The organism is Aestuarium sp. (assembly GCF_023253315.1).
Taxonomy (GTDB): Bacteria; Pseudomonadota; Alphaproteobacteria; order Rhodobacterales; family Rhodobacteraceae; genus Marivivens; species Marivivens donghaensis.
On the sequence record NZ_JALRGW010000001.1, the window covers coordinates 156767 to 175631 of the forward strand.

At 57.6% G+C, this 18865-nt stretch carries 21 protein-coding genes; 12 read left to right on the forward strand and 9 right to left on the reverse strand.

Annotated elements, in window-relative coordinates:
- Positions 1–43 precede the first annotated feature (43 nt).
- Both AC1QQ2_RS00785 and AC1QQ2_RS00790 read left to right on the forward strand, forming a co-directional pair.
- The gene (locus tag AC1QQ2_RS00785; RefSeq protein ID WP_438987496.1) at positions 44–472 is read left to right on the forward strand and encodes a VOC family protein; all 429 of its coding nucleotides are present in this window, start codon (positions 44–46) and stop codon (positions 470–472) included.
- On the forward strand, positions 414–1142 hold the full coding sequence (locus tag AC1QQ2_RS00790) for a DUF1194 domain-containing protein (RefSeq protein WP_479711712.1): 729 nt from the start codon (positions 414–416) through the stop codon (positions 1140–1142). Before AC1QQ2_RS00785 ends, AC1QQ2_RS00790 begins: the two co-directional genes overlap by 59 nt.
- On the opposite strand, the gene AC1QQ2_RS00795 is transcribed toward AC1QQ2_RS00790, so the two are convergent.
- The 3 genes from AC1QQ2_RS00795 to AC1QQ2_RS00805 form a co-directional block, all read right to left on the reverse strand.
- The gene (locus AC1QQ2_RS00795; protein ID WP_074039062.1) at positions 1136–1588 is read right to left on the reverse strand and encodes a MarR family winged helix-turn-helix transcriptional regulator; all 453 of its coding nucleotides are present in this window, start codon (positions 1586–1588) and stop codon (positions 1136–1138) included. The two genes, AC1QQ2_RS00790 and AC1QQ2_RS00795, sit on opposite strands and share 7 nt — an antisense overlap.
- Before the next feature lie 163 nt (positions 1589–1751).
- Positions 1752–2027, reverse strand: coding sequence for a succinate dehydrogenase assembly factor 2 (locus AC1QQ2_RS00800; RefSeq protein WP_249945488.1), 276 nt, complete (start codon positions 2025–2027; stop codon positions 1752–1754).
- Between the two features lie 2 nt (positions 2028–2029).
- Positions 2030–2410, reverse strand: a complete 381-nt coding sequence (locus AC1QQ2_RS00805; protein WP_105234773.1) for a helix-turn-helix domain-containing protein — start codon at positions 2408–2410, stop codon at positions 2030–2032.
- A 79-nt stretch (positions 2411–2489) separates the two neighbouring features.
- Here AC1QQ2_RS00805 and AC1QQ2_RS00810 point away from each other — a divergent pair, with 79 nt between their 5' ends.
- Positions 2490–3692 carry a pyridoxal phosphate-dependent aminotransferase gene (locus AC1QQ2_RS00810; protein ID WP_479711826.1) on the forward strand — a complete coding sequence of 401 codons (1203 nt, stop codon included), beginning with the start codon at positions 2490–2492 and terminating at the stop codon, positions 3690–3692.
- 6 nt (positions 3693–3698) lie between these two features.
- Positions 3699–4124 carry a hypothetical protein gene (locus AC1QQ2_RS00815; RefSeq protein ID WP_479711713.1) on the forward strand — a complete coding sequence of 142 codons (426 nt, stop codon included), beginning with the start codon at positions 3699–3701 and terminating at the stop codon, positions 4122–4124.
- Here the strand turns inward: AC1QQ2_RS00815 and AC1QQ2_RS00820 are convergent, their stop codons facing one another.
- Positions 4125–5477 (reverse strand): MATE family efflux transporter, encoded by a 1353-nt coding sequence (locus AC1QQ2_RS00820; protein WP_479711714.1) that lies wholly within the window; start codon positions 5475–5477, stop codon positions 4125–4127.
- An 83-nt stretch (positions 5478–5560) separates the two neighbouring features.
- Between AC1QQ2_RS00820 and AC1QQ2_RS00825 the strand changes: the two genes are divergently transcribed.
- Together AC1QQ2_RS00825 and AC1QQ2_RS00830 are read left to right on the forward strand one after the other, a co-directional pair.
- A complete protein-coding gene (locus AC1QQ2_RS00825; protein ID WP_479711715.1) occupies positions 5561–6232 on the forward strand; it encodes a DUF2461 domain-containing protein in 672 nt (223 codons plus the stop codon).
- Complete coding sequence (locus AC1QQ2_RS00830; RefSeq protein ID WP_479711716.1) at positions 6229–7116, forward strand: LysR family transcriptional regulator; 888 nt, start codon at positions 6229–6231, stop codon at positions 7114–7116. Before AC1QQ2_RS00825 ends, AC1QQ2_RS00830 begins: the two co-directional genes overlap by 4 nt.
- Here AC1QQ2_RS00830 and AC1QQ2_RS00835 read toward each other — a convergent pair.
- Complete coding sequence (locus tag AC1QQ2_RS00835; protein ID WP_479711717.1) at positions 7113–7622, reverse strand: hypothetical protein; 510 nt, start codon at positions 7620–7622, stop codon at positions 7113–7115. The genes AC1QQ2_RS00830 and AC1QQ2_RS00835 overlap by 4 nt on opposite strands.
- Positions 7623–7778: 156 nt before the next feature.
- Here AC1QQ2_RS00835 and parE point away from each other — a divergent pair, with 156 nt between their 5' ends.
- Both parE and AC1QQ2_RS00845 read left to right on the forward strand, forming a co-directional pair.
- Positions 7779–9737 carry a DNA topoisomerase IV subunit B gene (parE, locus tag AC1QQ2_RS00840; RefSeq protein ID WP_479711718.1) on the forward strand — a complete coding sequence of 653 codons (1959 nt, stop codon included), beginning with the start codon at positions 7779–7781 and terminating at the stop codon, positions 9735–9737.
- A gap of 15 nt (positions 9738–9752) precedes the next feature.
- Positions 9753–10265, forward strand: a complete 513-nt coding sequence (locus AC1QQ2_RS00845; RefSeq protein ID WP_479711719.1) for a super-infection exclusion protein B — start codon at positions 9753–9755, stop codon at positions 10263–10265.
- On the opposite strand, the gene AC1QQ2_RS00850 is transcribed toward AC1QQ2_RS00845, so the two are convergent.
- Entirely contained in the window at positions 10256–10624 is a 369-nt protein-coding gene (locus tag AC1QQ2_RS00850; RefSeq protein ID WP_479711720.1) for a c-type cytochrome, read from the reverse strand. The genes AC1QQ2_RS00845 and AC1QQ2_RS00850 overlap by 10 nt on opposite strands.
- A 118-nt stretch (positions 10625–10742) precedes the next feature.
- On the opposite strand from AC1QQ2_RS00850, the gene AC1QQ2_RS00855 reads away from it, so the two are divergent.
- Positions 10743–11177, forward strand: coding sequence for a DMT family transporter (locus tag AC1QQ2_RS00855; protein WP_479711721.1), 435 nt, complete (start codon positions 10743–10745; stop codon positions 11175–11177).
- On the opposite strand, the gene AC1QQ2_RS00860 is transcribed toward AC1QQ2_RS00855, so the two are convergent.
- The 3 genes from AC1QQ2_RS00860 to proS form a co-directional block, all read right to left on the reverse strand.
- A complete protein-coding gene (locus AC1QQ2_RS00860) occupies positions 11161–11844 on the reverse strand; it encodes an ABC transporter ATP-binding protein (protein WP_479711722.1) in 684 nt (227 codons plus the stop codon). The two genes, AC1QQ2_RS00855 and AC1QQ2_RS00860, sit on opposite strands and share 17 nt — an antisense overlap.
- Positions 11837–13138 (reverse strand): ABC transporter permease, encoded by a 1302-nt coding sequence (locus tag AC1QQ2_RS00865; RefSeq protein WP_479711723.1) that lies wholly within the window; start codon positions 13136–13138, stop codon positions 11837–11839. The genes AC1QQ2_RS00860 and AC1QQ2_RS00865 overlap by 8 nt, the downstream gene beginning before the upstream one ends.
- 128 nt (positions 13139–13266) lie before the next feature.
- The gene (proS, locus tag AC1QQ2_RS00870) at positions 13267–14622 is read right to left on the reverse strand and encodes a proline--tRNA ligase (protein WP_479711724.1); all 1356 of its coding nucleotides are present in this window, start codon (positions 14620–14622) and stop codon (positions 13267–13269) included.
- Positions 14623–14849: 227 nt separating this feature from the next.
- On the opposite strand from proS, the gene AC1QQ2_RS00875 reads away from it, so the two are divergent.
- From AC1QQ2_RS00875 to AC1QQ2_RS00885, 3 genes are read left to right on the forward strand one after another with little or no spacing between them, the layout of a single operon-like run.
- Positions 14850–15974 carry an AI-2E family transporter gene (locus AC1QQ2_RS00875; protein WP_479711725.1) on the forward strand — a complete coding sequence of 375 codons (1125 nt, stop codon included), beginning with the start codon at positions 14850–14852 and terminating at the stop codon, positions 15972–15974.
- Entirely contained in the window at positions 15971–16636 is a 666-nt protein-coding gene (locus tag AC1QQ2_RS00880) for a P-loop NTPase family protein (RefSeq protein ID WP_479711726.1), read from the forward strand. The genes AC1QQ2_RS00875 and AC1QQ2_RS00880 overlap by 4 nt, the downstream gene beginning before the upstream one ends.
- 49 nt (positions 16637–16685) lie before the next feature.
- Positions 16686–18854: an RNA degradosome polyphosphate kinase gene (locus tag AC1QQ2_RS00885; protein ID WP_479711727.1), complete on the forward strand. Its 2169-nt coding sequence runs from the start codon at positions 16686–16688 to the stop codon at positions 18852–18854.
- Positions 18855–18865 lie beyond the last annotated feature (11 nt).

The following is an 18865-nucleotide window of genomic DNA, read 5'->3' on the forward strand; positions in this document are numbered from 1 at the left end:
TGGAGTGCTAGGGTTTGACCAAAGCAGTTTCGGGAGAAAACCTATGACCCTACGGTATTTGCACACGATGGTCCGCGTGAAGGATCTGGAAAAGAGTATGGCGTTTTATGCGCTCTTGGGTCTGCGTGAAACGCGTCGGATCGACAATGAGGCGGGGCGGTTTAGCCTCGTGTTTATGGCACCTGAGGGCCAAGAGGAGTGCCCGATTGAGCTGACCTATAACTGGGATGGCGATGAGGGCTTGCCGTCGGACGGACGGCATTTCGGGCACCTCGCCTATCAGGTGCCGAATATTTACGAGACGTGCCAGCACCTTATGGACAATGGCGTGACGATCAACCGCCCACCGCGCGATGGGCATATGGCCTTTGTGCGGTCGCCTGACAACGTGTCGATTGAACTGCTGCAAGCGGGTGAACGGCTCGCACCTGCGGAACCTTGGGTCAGCATGGACAATGTCGGTCACTGGTAAGGCGTTCTTCGCCGCTGCATTGATTGGGGCGGGCCTCCCTGCCGATGCGGAGTGTCGTCAGGCCTTGGCCCTAGGGCTCGATGTGTCGGGGTCAGTGGACGCGGTGGAATATCGTCTACAGCTCGATGGATTGGCGGCGGCGTTGTTGGCGCCTGAAGTCAGCGCGGCCATATTGTCAGACCCGATGGCCCCAATCAGGCTGTCGGTCTATCAATGGAGCGGGCCAGACACGGCGACCATCCTGTTGCCGTGGACCGAGGTCGCCTCGGCCTCTGACCTTTCTGCCATTGCCGCACGATTAACGACAGTTTCGACAGCGCCCGGTGATCTGACCACATCGATTGGGTCGGCACTGATGGCGGGCAAAGCGTTGCTCGACCAGCAGCCTGACTGCTGGCGGCACACGCTCGACCTATCAGGGGATGGCGAGAATAACACAGGTCCCCGCCCCCAAGACATCCCAGAGGACGACAGCATGACCGTCAACGGGCTGGTGATCCTCGGCGGTGAGGATGACGAAGGGCTGTTATCCTACTGGAAAACATACGTCATTCGTGGACCAGAGGCCTTTGTCGAACCTGCCGCGGGCTTTGACGATTACGAGGCCGCGATGCGCCGCAAGTTATTGCGGGAATTGCGCAGCCTCGCTCTTGGCTCACTGGATCAGTAGATATAGCGGATTTGGTCGGTCCAATACCGTTCGATCCGTTTGAGCGAGCCAGAGATCATATCCATGCCGTCATGATCCACCACCCCCCGCTTTTGCAGCCCTTCGGAATGGGCGGCGAACAGTCGGGACACGATATCCCGCACGCGGCGGCCTTTTTCGGTCAGACGAACGCGGACAGACCTGCGATCCGCATAGCAGCGCTGATGGTGCATAAAGCCGCCATCCACCAATTTCTTAAGGTTATAGCTGACGTTTGACCCCTGATAATAGCCGCGCGATTTCAGTTCGCCCGCCGTCACCTCATTGTCGCCCACGTTAAACAAAAGGAGCGCCTGAACAGGGTTCAGTTCCAGAACGCCCAAGCGTTCAAATTCGTCTTTGATCACATCCAGAAGCAACCTGTGCAGGCGTTCGACCAGCGACAGGGATTCGAGATAGTTGTTCATAAAGGCAGCATTCTGCGCCGTAATTGCGGAGGTTTCCTTCTGGACCCCGAGTTCGGAAATCAGGCTCATGCCTCTTACTCCTCTTTCGGTCAGTGGGACCATCTAGGGGTAAGAATCAGAAGATTTGGTTAAAGGTGGCGACTAATTTTCGTCACCACCGATATTATTGGCGCGGCGCCGTCAGGCCTTTGGCCGAAACGGAAATGCGGGCAACCAGGTCTTTGAATTGATCCGGTGCCTCGGTTTGGCCGCTGATCCACTGGTAGAGGTCGAGATCGGCCTCCTCCATGAAAATCTCATAATGATCGAGCTCCGCGTCGGACATGGTGGACAGTTCGCGGCTCGCGAAATCCGACAGGATCAAATCCATCTCTTTGATGCCGCGACGCATCGAGCGCATCGCCAAACGTTTGATCCGAATGTCACGCGGTTCAGTCATTGTTACTCCTTCAGCGCGGCGCGCAATTGCCGTTCCAGCTGGCCCATCTTTTTGACGTTGTCCTGCATTTGCACCCGCAATTCGCGGATTTGGGACAGAATGTCAGCGACACCAGGTGAAATTTCATCCTCAGTCGGTTCTGTGGGGCCTTCGCCCTGCCCCGTCAAGAGCCAGCTCATCGAAACGCCCAGCAAACCTGCCAGCATCTGGAGTTTGTTTGCACGGGGTTCAGTGAGGTCATCCTCCCATCCGCGCAGGGTCGTCAATTTGATCCCGATTTTTCCTGCGAGTTGTTTTTGGGTCAGGCCAGCCGCTTCTCGCGCCCCTGCCACTCGATCACCAAAAGTTGCCTGATCTTCGCTAAACCATTCTGTAGTTTCCACCGTCCGCGCTCCTTGCCGCTTGATTGGGTTACTGGGCCATCTTATGACACATCAGATCCAAATGACCACCGGAGGCGTCATGTCCGTGCTCTCAACGACACTTTCCCGCGTAAAACCTTCGCCCACGATCGCGATGACGACCAAAGCGCAAGAGCTGAAGGCCGCGGGGCGCGATGTGATCGGGCTGTCCGCAGGCGAGCCGGATTTTGACACGCCGCAGAACATTAAGGACGCCGCGATTGCAGCGATCAACGCGGGCAAGACGAAATACACGGCTGTCGATGGTATCCCTGAGTTAAAGCAAGCGATCTGCGATAAGTTCCGCCGCGAAAATGGCCTGTCCTATGAACCCGCTCAGGTGACGGTGGGCACGGGTGGTAAACAGGTGCTTTATAACGCGTTCATGGCGACCCTGAACGCAGGCGACGAGGTGATCATCCCCGCGCCCTACTGGGTGTCCTATCCTGACATGGTTCTCTTGGGCGGTGGCACGCCTGTGATTGTCGAATGTAGCCTCGAAAACCAGTTCAAACTGACGGCCGAGCAGCTAGAGGCCGCGATCACGCCAAAGACCAAATGGTTCCTTTTTAACTCTCCATCAAACCCGTCGGGCGCTGGCTATTCATGGGACGAGCTAAAAGCGCTAACGGATGTTCTGATGCGTCACCCGCATGTCTGGGTGATGACTGATGACATGTATGAACACCTCGTTTTTGACGATTTCGAATTCTGCACCCCTGCGCAGGTCGAACCAGGCCTTTATGACCGCACGCTGACCGTAAACGGTGTGTCCAAGGCCTATGCGATGACCGGCTGGCGGATTGGTTATGCCGCTGGCCCCGAAGAGCTGATTAAGGGCATGCGCAAGGTTCAGTCGCAATCCACATCGAACCCTTGTTCGATCAGCCAATGGGCGGCGGTTGAGGCGCTCAACGGTCCGCAAGGCTATATTGAGGACAACAAGGCCCTGTTCCAGCGTCGCCGTGATCTGGTTGTGGGCATGCTCAACGATGCGAAGGGTGTGAACTGCCCGACGCCCGAAGGTGCGTTTTATGTCTACCCCGACATCTCTGCCTGCATTGGGAAAACCAGCGCGGCGGGCACGTTGATCGACACGGACGAAGCCTTTGCGACCGCATTGTTGGAAGAGACTGGCGTTGCGGTTGTCTTCGGGTCGGCCTTTGGGCTTTCACCCAATTTCCGCATCAGCTACGCTACCTCGGACGAGGCCTTGGCAAAGGCCTGCACGCGCATTCAACAGTTCTGCGAAGGCCTAAGGTAAGCGACTATGAGTTCTGAATTACCCGAGTATTACTTTCGCGTGCGCGACAATGGCGCGGCCGTGTTCAAAGTGGATACCGAAAACCGTCAGCGCCGGATTGAGATGGACCAGATCGCCGTTGCGAACATCCGCAATGGCGAGATTAAGGCCCAAGGCGCACGGGAGCTCAGCCCCGAAGACCTAAAGGTAATTAAGGACTGGATGGAAGCGCGCATCGCCCTTTTGGCGGCGCGGGACATCGACGACATCCACCGAGCGGTGGACTACATGAATTTGACGACCCATTGGGCGCAGACCAAAGCGACCGATGAACAGTTGGAAGACGTGACAGACGCGCTCTTGATGGCAATGCACGACCTGCGGACGGTTCTGATCCGCAAGAAAGCTGACCGCTTGATGAAGGGTCGCGAGGACGCGTCCGACGACGATTGATCAACCGATCCTGACCGACCGCGCCCAGAACCGCCACATCAACGTCAGCGCCGCCATGCCGAGGCCGATACAAAGGCCGAGCCATAGGCCAACTTCATTCAAGCCCAAGACAAACGCCAGAACGTATCCTGCAGGCAGACCGATCAGCCAATAGCTGATCGTCGCCAACCACATTGGCACAGCCGTATCCTGCACCCCGCGCAAGAGCGACAAGGCGATGATCTGCCCCGCGTCGACGAATTGGAACAGAGCGGCAAATATCAGAAGCTTTGCGGCGATGCTGATCAGGGCAACGCGCTGCGGTTCGGACGGGTCGACAAAGAGACCGACGAGCGTTTCGGGGAAAGAGAGGAACGTGCTGACAACGATCACGCCAAAGCTCAGCCCGACGATGACAGATGCCCATGCCGTGCGACGCAGACCCGCTTGATCCTTGCGACCATAATCCCCGCCTGCACGGATGGTTGACGCTTGGCTCATGCCGACGTGGAACATAAAGGCAAGTGCGGCGAGTTGCAGCGCGATCCCGTGGGCCGCCAGTTCCAATTCCCCGATCCAGCCCATCATCACAGCACTGGCCGAGAACAGACCGCTTTCCGCCAATGACGTCAGGCCAATCGGCACGCCCATGCGAAAGATCTGCGACAGGGCTTCGCCATCGGGTTTCCAGATACGCTGGAACAGTTTGATCTCAGGCAGTTTGAAGTTCGAATAGATCGCGAGAACCAGCAAGGTGATCGTCTGGATCAGGACAGAGGCCATCGCCGCCCCGCGGATGCCCAGCTCTGGCGCGCCAAAATTACCGAAAATCAGGATGTAGTTCACACCCGCGTTAAAGACGACGCCACCCAAGGTCACCCATAGCAAAATCGCCGTCATATGCTGCGCCGACAGATAGGACCGCAGCACCACGACGAGCAGCCCTGGCGCAATGCCAAAGCCCGCGATCCGCAAGTATTTCTGGGCCTCTAGGGCAATCACCTCATGCTGGCCCATCCATAGGAAAATGGTCCCCGACCACCACAAGAGCGGCAAAACCACCGCCGCAAAGGCGAGGCTCAGCCAGAATGCCATGCGGGTAACACGGCGGGCGCGGGTATCATCGCCTTCGGCAGCAGCCGCAGCGACAAGCGGCATCACGGCAAAGCCGAACCCCGCGCCGAAAATATAAAGGATAAACCACCACGATGACCCCAATGTCACCGCCGCAAGCGCGGTCACGTCATACCAGCCCAACATGATCGTATCGGTCATATGAATGGCAAAGGCAGCAATGCTGCTGCCGACCAAGGGCATGCCGAGGCGGATCAGGGGCAGGATATCCTGACGAAGGGTGGGACGCGTGTGATTCATAGCACCAGCATTACGGCAAGTTGCAATTTTCGTCCATATGATCAAATTCCGTTTGTCAGTAGACACCCCTCGCCCGACACCGCATGATCCCCGCGAACGACAGTGGTGCTGCTATGAATTTCGAGACATTTATTGAGACTGCCCAGCCGTTTTATCGGACGCTGGCGGCGAACAATTCCAAAGACTGGTGGGAAGCAAACCGCGCCACCTATGACAAAGAGATCAAACCGACCGCGCTTGCTCTGCTGGATGACATTGCACCGCGACTGAGCGACCTATTGGGTGATCCCGTCACCACCAAACTGTTCCGCCCGCACCGTGACACCCGGTTCTCTAAGGATAAGACGCCTTACAAGACCCACCTGCATGTGCTCTGGCAAGTGAACGAAGGACGTCAGCCCGTGGCCTATTTCTTTGGCATCGAACCAGATCAAGTTCGGATCGGTGGCGGGATGATGGCGATGGAGAAAGACGTTCTCGACGATTGGCGCAAATTCGTTGATCTGGACGCCCCGCGTGTAGCGCGGATTGTGGAAGGTGTGAAAACGGCAGGCTTTAGCTTGCGCGAACCAGAACTGGTGCGGGTGCCGCGTGGCTTTGCGCCTGATCACCCGAATGCGGACCTCTTGCGCCACAAGTCGGTGATTGCGACCCGACCCTTGGGCGGCACTGGTCCCCTTTGCGATCGGATCATGGACGGGTTAAAGGAGTTCAAACCCCTTGGGGACCTATTGCTTTCGGTGGCCTGCGCATGATCGACAAATTGGAAATGTTCATCGCCCTCGCCCGCGAGGAACATTTCGGACACGCCTCGGAAAGTTTGGGGATCACCCAGCCAACGCTCTCTGCGGGGATCAAGCAGTTGGAGAACCAGTTGGGGGTGCAACTGGTCTATCGCGGGTCGCGCTACGGTGGCCTGACGCCCGAAGGTGCACGCGTGTTGGATTGGGCGCGGCGGATCGTGGGCGATGTGCGCGTCATGAAACAAGAGATGCGCGCCGCCCGTGAGGGTCTATCTGGCGACATTCGTTTGGCCGTGATCCCAACGGCCCTGCCGATGGTGGCCGATCTGACCTCGGCCTTTTCCAAAGAACACACCAATGTTCGGTTCACGATCCTGTCGCGGTCATCGATTGAAATCCTCGACATGCTTGAGGGGTTGCAGATCGACGGTGGGATTACCTACCTCGACAACGAACCTCTGGGCCGCGTGGCGACAGTGCCCTTGTATGAGGAAGACTACGCCGTCATCTGCCACGAGGGGTCCGACCTCGCGAAACGGTCGAAATTGGACTGGTCTGATCTGGCGGATGCGCCCCTCTGTCTGCTGACACCCGACATGCAGAACAGGCGGATCATCAACCAAAACCTCGCGGCGGCGGGTATCACCCCGACCCCAACTGTCGAAAGCAACTCGACCTTGGTTTTGGTGAGCCACGTGGAAACCGGCCAATGGGTGACGATCCTGCCCTTGCGGATTGCCGCGTTCCTAACGACAGGCAAAGACCTCACGTCTGTTCCACTCTCCGCACCAGAGCGGAGCCATAGCATAGGGTTGATTGCAGCAGACCGCGACCCACAGACCCCTGTGATGGCCGCTCTATTGGGCTACGCATCCCGTATCGCGAAGCGCCGCTAGAACCGCGCGGCAGCGGAACGGATGATGCGAATGATCATCTTTCCAAAGATCACAATATACCACCGCATATACCTTTTGTGCAAAATAGCCGATCCCGTCAGGACAACGTCCTCTTGGTCTGCGGACATGGTGACGCAGACCATGCCCATGCGGACCTTATCATCCACGATCAAACACAGTTTATGATCGCTAATGGTTTCGACGATGAAGCTACCGATCTTAGCCCCTTTTTTCGGGGGATAATCGATATCCATCTCGGTGGGTTTGAAGGGCTTCGTCCCGAACGGCAAAAGAACAAGGTTGCGAAACTTGAGAATGAACCGCGACCACCATGGCAAAGAGGCGTTCGCCTTTGCCCAAACCTCCCACGCGGTCATGGGATGAGGCAGCGGCTGCGCCAATGACAGAAAGAAATCGAGCTCTTCCAACGGCGCAATGATAGAGGCTGGATTAGGTCGAACCTGTCCATTTGTCTCTAACGTTAATGTGGTGATCCGCGACGCCATTGTCCCCCCTCATCCTTAAAGTATTACACAAGTTCTAATTTTCAACTCGCCCAAACGACGATCTTTTCGATCATCATGTGGATAATGCAAAACCAGAGATTGCCCCCCCGCGTCGGTTAGGCCACTATATGCGGCAACAAAGCAAAGAGCAGCGATATGGCCGACGACCTTCTCTCCGGCGCAGAGCCGACCGATTACGACGCATCTTCTATTGAAGTCCTCGAAGGGCTCGAACCTGTCCGCAAACGTCCGGGCATGTATATTGGCGGCACGGACGAACGGGCGCTGCACCACATGGTCGCGGAAATCCTCGACAACTCCATGGACGAGGCCGTTGCTGGCCACGCCAATCGGATCGAGGTCGAACTGCACGCGGACTATTCGATTTCGGTGCGCGATAACGGTCGCGGGATGCCCGTCGATCCCCACCCCAAATTCCCAGGGAAATCCGCGCTCGAGGTTATCCTGACCGTTCTGCACGCAGGCGGTAAATTCTCGAACAAGGCCTATTCGACCTCTGGCGGTCTGAACGGCGTGGGCTCCTCCGTTGTGAACGCGCTGTCGGATTCGATGATCGTGCAGGTCGCACGGAACAAAGAACTCTACGAACAGAAATTTTCGCGCGGGGTCCCGCTTGGCCCGATTGAGAAAATCGGCGCTGCCCCGAACCGTCGCGGCACGACTGTGACGTTCCACGCAGACCCTGACATCTTTGGCTCGCAGAAACTGAAACCTGCCCGACTGTTCAAAATGACACGGTCCAAGGCCTATCTGTTCTCGGGCGTTGAAATCCGCTGGAAATCCGAAATCGATGACGGGGAAACCCCGACCGAGGCCACGTTCCGTTTCCCGAATGGCCTGTCGGACTTCCTTAATGAATCGCTCGAAGGGGTCAGCACCTATTCCGAAAAACCGTTCTCTGGCAAAGTCAGCTTTGAGGACAAATTCGGCGTACCGGGGTCGGTCGAATGGGCGATCAACTGGACGCCGTCGCGCGATGGCTATCTCCATTCCTACACCAACACCGTTCCCACGCCCGAAGGCGGCACCCATGAAACGGGGTTCTGGGCTGCGATCCTCAAGGGCATCCGCGCCTACGGTGAACTGGTCAGCAACAAAAAGGCCGCACAAATCACCCGCGAGGACCTGATCACGGGCGGCTGTGCGCTCTTGTCGATCTTTATCCGCGAACCCTCTTTCGTAGGCCAGACCAAAGACCGTCTCTCGACCGAGGAAGCCGCGAAATGGGTGGAAAACTCTGTCCGCGACCACTTTGACAACTGGCTCGCTGCCGATACCAAATCGGCGGGCGCGATCCTTGATTTCCTTGTCCTGCGCGCCGAAGAGCGTCTGCGCCGCCGTCAGGAAAAAGAGACCCAGCGCAAAACCGCGACCAAGAAACTCCGCCTGCCGGGGAAACTGGTGGACTGTTCCGCTACGAACCGCGAGGGCACCGAGCTTTTCATCGTGGAAGGTGACTCAGCGGGTGGCTCTGCGAAAATGGCGCGGGATCGCAAGACCCAAGCCCTCCTGCCGCTGCGTGGTAAAATCCTGAACGTCCTTGGCGCCGCGTCGAACAAGCTTGGCACGAACCAAGAGATCAGCGACCTGACCCAAGCGCTCGGCGTGGGGCTGGGCACGAAATTCAACGTCGACGATCTGCGCTATGACAAGGTCATCATCATGACCGACGCGGACGTGGACGGGGCGCACATTGCCTCGCTCCTCATGACGTTCTTCTTTACGCAGATGCGCCCGATGATCGACCACGGGCACCTCTACCTCGCCTGCCCGCCGCTGTTCCGCGTCACCCAAGGGGCGAAACGCGTCTACTGTCTGGACGAGGCCGAAAAGAACGCCGTGCTGGAAAAAGGGCTTGGCGGTAAGGGCAAAATGGATGTGTCCCGCTTTAAAGGCTTGGGCGAAATGGACGCCAAAGACCTCAAAGAAACCACGATGGACCCCGCCTCCCGCAAACTCATCCGCGTCACCATCGACGAGGACGAACCGGGCGAAACCGGCGATCTGGTCGAGCGTCTCATGGGCAAAAAACCCGAGCTAAGGTTCCAGTATATTCAGGAAAACGCGCGGTTTGTTGAAGAGTTGGATGTTTGAGGAATTGTAAAAAGTATGTACGATTGGTTCATAGCGTTATTAAAAAGTACTTCTACCAGAACAGCCTTCGTCCTATTTTTCGTAGCTGTTGCATACATCTTCTTACCAGAAAATGTCCTAATCAAACTGGGCACGCCACGATCTAGCGATCTAATGCCGTATGCTGGACTTGTGTTTCTAGGGGGTGGCGGATGGAGTTTATACTGGCTTTTTAATTTCTTTGGCCCCGCCCTCGAAAGGCAGCGTAACATATGGTCCTTCAGAAAAGAAACGAACTGGCACCTTGAACGACTTGGCGTGGATGAGAAAGACTGCCTAAGAGAATTTATTCAAACCAATAAAACCACCTTAAATTTAGCGATCCCGAATGGAACCGCCGATGCTCTATGCAAGAAAAACATTCTGTATAAACCGAGCAATATTACTATGACAAATCCGTCCTACCCTCATGCCTATTACTCACTCCATGGGGTAGCTAAAGATTTAATTATCAAGAAAAAAATAATCGAATTGCAGCCTCACTCCTGAATGCTCTCCAGATACCCTGCGAGGGCCAGCAGCTCGGCGGGTACGGGGGTGCGGTCGACCATGATGATCTCGCCCATGTCGCCCGCTCCGAACTCTGGCATCGGGTTGTCGGGGGAGTGGTGGAGGCCGTCGATGGTGCTCATCACCGCGTTCACGTCAAAGATACCGCCGTTTCGGGCTGCGATCTGGGTCAAATCGGGCGGCGTTTTCGCGAGGCCTGCGGCGGCAAAGCCGTTGCCCTTGGCGTTCTCACCGTGACAGGCAGCGCATTCGTCGGCGAAAATCTTGCGGCCATCCGCGACCTCTTCGACGCAGGCGGACAGACCAAAAGCGGCAAGAAGGATAAAGGCGGGTTTCATGACTGCTCTCCCCAATGTTTGTTAGCCCCATTGTCCCAAAGCGCGGGGCAAAGGTAAACAGGAATTGCGTGTCCCTGTCCGATCGGTCTAACGTCCCGCAGGGGCAGGAGGAATTTCCATGAACAGTTCGTATGTTGTGATGCTACTCGCAGGGATCGGCGTGCCCGTTTTGGCGGCGTTGAACGCGGCCTTGGGTCGCACAATCGGGTCACCTGCGGCGGCAGGGTCGGTCCTGTTCATCGTGGCCTTCTGCGTGGCGCTGGTGGTGGCGCTGTTCACGGGGCCAGAGGGCTATGGCAAACTGCTGAACGCGCCAAAGCACCTGTTCCTCGCGGGGTTCCTGATCGCGTTTTACCTGCTGTCGATCACATGGATCGCGCCGAAAATCGGCATCGGCAACGCGGTGTTTCTGGTGCTGATCGGCCAGTTGATTTCAGCCGCAGCGATTGACCATTTCGGGCTGTTTGGCGCGAACCAGACGCCGATTTCCCTGACCCGCGCGGCGGGGATCGCGATCATGGCGGTGGGTGTTTTCGTCACGCAGAAGGTGTAACGGCCCCCGCGTCGAGCCGCACGATACGGTCCATCCGCGCCGCGAGGTCGTGGTTGTGCGTGGCGATGAGCGCCGAGAGGCCCGTGGCACGAACGAGCGTCATCAGCGCCTCAAACACGCGGTCAGAGGTATCAGGATCGAGGTTCCCCGTCGGTTCATCCGCCAGCAAGAGCGCAGGCCCATTGGCGAGCGCCCGACAAAACGCGACACGTTGCTGTTCGCCCCCCGATAGCGCGGCAGGACGATGCGCAGCGCGTTCCGCAATCCCAACGGTATCGAGGAGTTCCAGCGCCCGCGCCTTGGCCGCGCGTTCGCTAACGCCATTGGCGAGCTGCGGGAGCGTGATGTTTTCGAGCGCGGTGAATTCGGGCAGCAAGTGGTGGAACTGGTAGATAAAGCCGACCCCTGCCCGACGGATCGCGGTGCGCCGCCGATCAGAGATGCCCGTCATATCTTCGCCCCCGATGGACACCATGCCCGTGTCAGGCGTGTCGAGTAGCCCGGCGATATGCAGGAGCGTCGATTTCCCCGCACCAGAGGGCGCGACAAGGGCGACTACCTCGCCCTCGCCCACAGTCAGATCAACGCCGCGCAGGACTTGCACTTCGTTCGGTTTGCCGTGGTTGTAGCCTTTGGTGATGCTTGACAGGGTGAGGGTGTTATTCATAGCGCAGCGCCTCCACCGGGTTCATGCGGGCTGCACGGCGTGCGGGCAAAAGGGTGATCGTCCACGACAGGCCGAGCGACAGCGCGACGGCAGAGACGACATTCGACAGGCGCAGTTCGGCGGGCAGATGATAGATGCCACGGATCGACGGGTCCCAGACGCCGCCGCCAGAAACGTAGTTAATCAGGCTAAAGATCGGGTCGATGTAGATCGCGAAAAGGCACCCGAGGATCACGCCAGCAATAGTGCCAACGGTCCCGATGCTCGCCCCGCAGATAAAGAAAACGCGCAGGACGGACCCTTCGGTCAGGCCCATGGTGCGCAGGATTCCAATGTCGCGGCCCTTATTCTTTACCAGCATGATAAGGCCCGAAATGATGTTCATCGAGGCGATCAGCACGAGGATCGCCATGAGAACGAACATCACGTTATCTTCGACCGTGAGGGCACGCAGGAATGCCCCAGCGCTGTCGCGCCACGTCCAGATCAGGGCCCGATCGCCAGCAGCAATCAGGATCGGAGCCAGCAGATCATCGACGGCTTCTGGGTTCTCGACCATCACCTCGATCTCATCGGCGACACCGTCTTTGTTAAAGAACAGCTGCGCCTGCGCCATTGGCAGATAGACCCGCGTGCGGTCGATGTCCCAACGGCCAGCGGTAAAGATATAGACCACCTCATAGGCACTCACCCGTGGGCTGGTGCCAAAGGCCGTGCGGGTGCCATTCGGTGAAATCAGCTTGATTGTGTCACCAATGGTCACGCCCAGTTCACGCGCCACGCCAGAGCCAATCGCGATACCTTCGCCAAAGCGGGCAATGTCCCCCAAAGCGACCTCGGGTTCAACAATGCGCGGAATGGTCAGCAGGTCGTCATAGGCGATGCCGTAAACTTCTACCCCTGCGTTTGCGTTGGTGAAATTCGCCATAACCTGACCACGCACCAAGGGCGCAGCGCGGGTCACGCCCTCCACCGCGCGAAGGGCGGCGGCCATATCGGCGGCATTGGAAATCGTGCGGCTCACCTGCCCGTTCTGATCGACCTCCATCGTTTGATAGACGGTCACATGGGCATTCGCGCCAAGGATCGTATCCACGAAATCAGAGCGGAACCCAGACCGGATGGCCATCGTCGCAACCAGCGCAAAAACGGCGAGCATAATGCCGATGAGGCTGATCCAGGTCATCACCGAAACGCCACCCTCTGCACGACGGGCGCGAATGTAGCGCCACGCGATCATCCACTCAAAGCGGGAAAACGGTGCGGTGGATCGTGCCTTAGGCAGTTCGGTCATAACGGCTCCTGTCTGTCGGAACGGACCTTATGGAAAGGGCACAAAGGGTCAAGTCACTCTCCCGTGGCTTGCGCGCCTTTGTGCCCAAAATAGTCAAAATAGCGCGGGGACAGTGCCCCCGCCCCAGATTACGCGCCTTTTGGGTGCGGATGTTTTGTGTAGATCTCTTTGATCTTCGCGATAGCTTCAGCGGGCGCCATCTCAACGCTTTCGCCTGTGCGGCGCGAGGTCAATTCAACGACGCCATTCGCCAGACCACGCGGGCCAACGGTGATGCGCCACGGCAGACCGATCAGGTCCATTGTCGCGAATTTGCCGCCAGCGCGTTCGTTGCGGTCGTCATAGAGCGGTTCAAACCCAGCAGCGGTCAGTTCCGCATAGAGGCTTTCACAAGCCGCATCTGCCGCATCATCACCCTGCTTCAGGTTCACGATACCAACGTGGAACGGGGTCACGCCTTCTGGCCAGATGATGCCCTTTTCGTCGTGGCTCGCCTCAATGATCGCACCCAACAAACGCGATACGCCGATACCATGCGACCCCATGTGGACAGGAACCTTGTTGCCTTCGTTGTCGACAACGGTCGCGCCCATGGCGTCCGAATATTTGGTGCCAAAGTAGAAAATCTGACCCACTTCGATACCACGAGCCACACGACGACGTTCTTCTGGCACCTCGTTAAAGACCGCCTCATCGTGGGTCTCATCGGTGCGTGCGTAACGGCTGGTAAACTCTTCCAGAACCGCCTGACACTGTTCGCGGCTATCGTAGTCAATCTCACGATCACCAAAGGTCAGATCGGTGATCTGGCTATCGTAGAACACCTCGGACTCGCCCGTTTCCGCGAGGACGAGGAACTCGTGGGTGTCATCGCCGCCAATCGGGCCAGAATCCGCACGCATCGGGATCGCCTGCAGGCCCATACGCTCGTAGGTGCGCAGGTAGCTGACGAGGTGACGGTTATAAGCGTGCAGCGCGTCCTCTTTGGTAAGGTCAAAGTTGTAGCCGTCTTTCATGTAGAACTCACGACCACGCATCACGCCGAAACGCGGGCGCACTTCGTCGCGGAACTTCCACTGGATCTGATAGATGGTCAGCGGCAGGTCTTTGTAGCTGTTCACATGGGCGCGGAACACGTCCGTGAACATTTCTTCAGCGGTCGGAGAGAACAGCATGTCACGGTCGTGACGGTCCTTCATCCGCAGCATTTCAGGGCCGTAAGCGTCATAACGACCAGACTCGCGCCATAGGTCCGCTGGCTGCAGCGTCGGCATCTGCATCGGGATGTGACCCGCTTTGATCTGTTCATCGTGAACGATGTTCTCGATCTTTCGGAGGACTTTGAACCCGAGGGGCAGCCAAGAATAAATCCCCGCTGCCTGCTGCTTGATCATACCAGCACGCAGCATCAGGCGGTGCGATACGATCTGCGCTTCGGCAGGGTTTTCTTTCAGAACAGGAAGGAAGTAGCGGGAAAGGCGCATATCACGGTCCAGCAATTTAATGACAAGGTTACCCCTTCCGCTATCGGAAACCGCCCCCATGGGCAAGTCAGACCTCGCGATCCCTGCCTTTGTGCCGCAACTATCCCGGGGGAGGCCACCGCAGGTGGACGGGGGCAGCGCCCCAAAACCCGTCCTAACCCCGGGCAGGACTTGATTTATCTGGCCAGAAGGCTGACATAGACCTAACGCGACGATAGGGGCATGGCATGGGACTTCCAGTCAAAGAACAGGTGAAATACTGGGGCATCGCCACAGCTATTTTGGTGTTTTTGCTCTATTTCCTCGGCAACGTGATCCTGCCCTTCGTTCTAGGTGGAGCGGTCGCCTACATGCTCGACCCAGTTGCAGATCGGTTGGAGAGAGCGGGCTTTAGCCGTGCGGCCTCTGTCGGCGTGATCAGTATCGGCGCAACGATCATTTTTGTGATCGCGGCTCTCTTAATCATCCCTGTGCTGATCCAGCAAACAGCGTCGCTCTTTAATTTCATCGGCACCTCGGTTGATACCGCGCCCACAGTTCTGCGCGATCTTGATAGATGGCTGACCGACACCTTCCCTGCCCTCGCACAGAATGACATCACACTCTCGGGCAGCCTCAAAAACGTGGCCTCCACCGTGCAGAGCAAAGGTGGCGATTTCCTAAACGGCGTGCTCTCTTCGGCGATGAGCCTGATCAACGTGATCGTCCTTTTGGTCGTCGTGCCCGTTGTGGCGGTCTACTTGCTCTATGATTGGGACAATATGGTCGCTGAGATCGACAGCCTCTTGCCGCGCGATCATTTGGGACAAATCCGCAGCATCGCGACAGAGATCGACAAAACGCTTGCCTCGTTCATCCGTGGGCAAGGCACCGTCTGCCTCATCCTTGGCATTTTCTATGCGGTGGGCCTCATGGTCGTTGGTTTGCAGTTCGGCCTCGTCGCTGGTGCCATTGCGGGGCTTTTGACATTTATCCCTTACGTTGGAGCTCTGGTCGGTGGCCTTTTGTCGATCGGCCTCGCGCTGTTTCAGTTCTGGAATAGCGTTGAGGTGATCGACGGCGCGACCACGACCTTTGCCACGGATTGGCTGCGGATCGGGCTTGTCGCTGCGATCTTTGGCGTCGGCCAGTTCCTCGAAGGCAATTTCCTGACACCAAAACTCGTCGGTAGCTCGGTCGGCCTGCACCCTGTTTGGCTGATCTTTGCGCTGTCCGTCTTTGGCACCTTATTCGGTTTTGTTGGGATGCTCGTTGCGGTGCCAGTTGCCGCGATGATCGGCGTTGTGGCCCGTCACGCCATCCGAAGCTACAAGAACGGACGCCTCTATCGGGGCTTTAGCGATACCGAATGACCCCGCGCCAGCTGTCCTTTGATCTACCCCCTAACGTCGCGTTGGGCCCTGACGATTATTTCGTGTCAGAGGCCAATGCCCACGCCTATGTCATGGTCACAAACCCTGATGGCTGGGCCGATGGCAAGCTCGCCCTGATCGGCCCCAAGGGAAGCGGCAAAAGCCATCTGTCGCGCGTGTTTCAGCACCTTACAGGTGCCACCGTTTGGAAAGCTAGGGAGATTGGCAGCACGCTCGACCTGCCCTCTTGCCCGATTGTGATTGAGGACATGGAGGGCCTGCAGCCCCAGTCCGAGGAACCTCTGTTTCATCTTCACAATCACCTGCGTGCGCAGCGTTTGCCGCTTCTGCTGACCGCCGCAACGCCGCCGAGCCGTTGGAGCATCGCCCTCCCCGACCTTGCCAGCCGAATGCAGGCAGCACCCACCGTGCATATCGCCGACCCCGATGATCGGCTACTCAGCGCCGTGTTGATGAAGCACTTTGCCGACCGCCAGCTGACCCCGAAACCCGCGCTGATCTCCTATCTTGCAGGTCGGATTGAACGGTCGTTTTCTGCTGCTGACGACATCGTATCAGCGCTGGACAAAGAGGCTCTCGCGACAGCGCAACCGATTGGAATTAAACTAGCTGGTAGGTTGCTGGACAATCCATCAGAATAGGCGCGATAATGGTCACATAATCGTTGCAATTGCGCAGCATAAGGCCGCCATGACACTCGCAAATTTCCTGACCGCAAAATTCCCCGAAGCCGTTGAGGCCGATTTTGACCTCACCAGCCCATCCCGTTTTTATAACCGAGAGTTAAGCTGGCTTGGCTTCAACTGGCGTGTCTTGGAAGAGGCCGAAAACCTGCGGGTTCCACTGTTGGAACGCCTGCGGTTCCTGTCCATTTCGGCAACCAACCTTGACGAGTTTTATACCGTGCGCGTTGCGGGTCTGCGGGAACTGGCACATGCGGGCAACATGACCCCTGCGCTCGACGGTCTTACACCTGTCGAACAACTCGCGCTGATCAACGCGGACGCCCGCGATCTGATGATGCGCCAACAGTCGACGTTTAACGCGCTCAAGGCTGAACTAGCGCAAGAGAAAATCCATATCCTATCACGGACCGACCTGATCGAAGGTGACGCAGAGTTCCTGGAAAATGTGTTCCTGAACAACGTGTTCCCCGTTCTTTCTCCACTCGCTGTTGACCCTGCGCACCCCTTCCCGTTCATTCCGAACACGGGTTTTGCGCTGGCGCTGCAATTGGAACGGACCGCTGACAAACGGTCCATGCGCGCGCTCTTGCCCGTGCCGCATCAGATCGACCGCTTTATCGCGCTGCCGACAGTTGACGGGGATCGGTTCCTGCCGCTCGAAGAACTGCTTTTGTTGCACATCCACCGCCTCTTCCCTGGCTATAAGGTCAAAGGCGACTGTGCGTTCCGTGTGCTGCGCGACAGCGACCTTGAGGTCGAAGAAGAAGCCGAAGATCTGGTGCGCGAATTTGAGGTCGCCCTCAAACGTCGTCGTCGCGGTGAGGTCGTCCGCATGAAGATGACAGCGGGCGCACCTGACGGGCTGCGCGACATGATCATGCACGAACTGCATGTCGACGAATCCGAGGTGGTGATCGTGGACGGTATGCTCGGTATGGCTGACCTCAAACAACTGGTCCTCGACAGCCGTCCTGACCTTTTGTGGTCGCCCTACACGCCGCGTGTTCCCGAACGGGTTCAGGACCACGGCGGCGACATGTTCAAATCGATAAAACAAAAGGACATGCTGCTCCACCACCCCTACGAGACCTTCGACATGGTGGTGCGGTTCCTCAAACAAGCGGCCGCCGACCCGAATGTGGTCGCTATCAAACAGACGCTTTATCGCACGTCCAAGAACTCCCCGATCGTTGAAGCGCTCTGCGAGGCGGCTGAGGATGGCAAATCCGTGACCGCGCTGGTCGAACTGAAGGCCCGCTTTGACGAGGCTGCGAACATCCGTCAGTCGCGCCGTTTGGAACGGGCTGGCGCGCATGTGGTGTATGGCTTTACCACACTGAAAACTCACGCGAAAATCTCGACCGTGGTGCGCCGCGAAGGGGATCAACTGGTCACCTACACCCACTACGGCACGGGCAACTATCACCCGATCACCGCAAAGATTTACACCGACCTGTCGTTCTTTACCTGCGATGCGGCCTTGGGGCGGGACGCGACGAAGGTGTTCAACTACCTGTCGGGCTATGTGCAGCCAGACGGGCTTGAGAACCTGACGATTGCACCGATGGGCCTGAAACAACGCCTTATCGAAATGATCGACCTTGAAATCGAACATGCCCGCGCTGGCCGCCCTGCTGCGATCTGGGCCAAGATGAACAGCCTGATTGAAGAGGACGTGATGAACGCGCTCTACCGCGCGAGCCAAGCGGGCGTGAAGATCAGTCTCGTGGTGCGTGGCATCTGCGGCATTCGTCCGGGGATCAAAGGACTGTCGGAAAATATTCGCGTCAAATCCATCGTTGGTCGGTTCCTCGAACATTCGCGCATCGTCTGCTTTGGCAATGGCGGCGGACTTCCGGGCAAAGAGGCACGTGTGTTTTTCTCGTCTGCAGACTGGATGGGGCGTAACCTCAACCGTCGTGTTGAGACACTGGTTGAAGCTAAGAACCCGACCGTCAAAGCGCAGATCGTCGATCAGATCATGTCAGCCAACATGGCGGATATCGCGCAGAGCTGGATCATGGGGCCGGATGGCAAATTTACGCGGGTCGCCGTGCCTGAGGATAAATTCGCCTTTAGCTGCCATAAGTTCTTTATGGAGAACCCATCGCTGTCTGGTCGCGGGTCGGCCGGGGCCACGGGTGTCGTGCAACTAACGCACACCGAAGATTGACACCGCGCCCC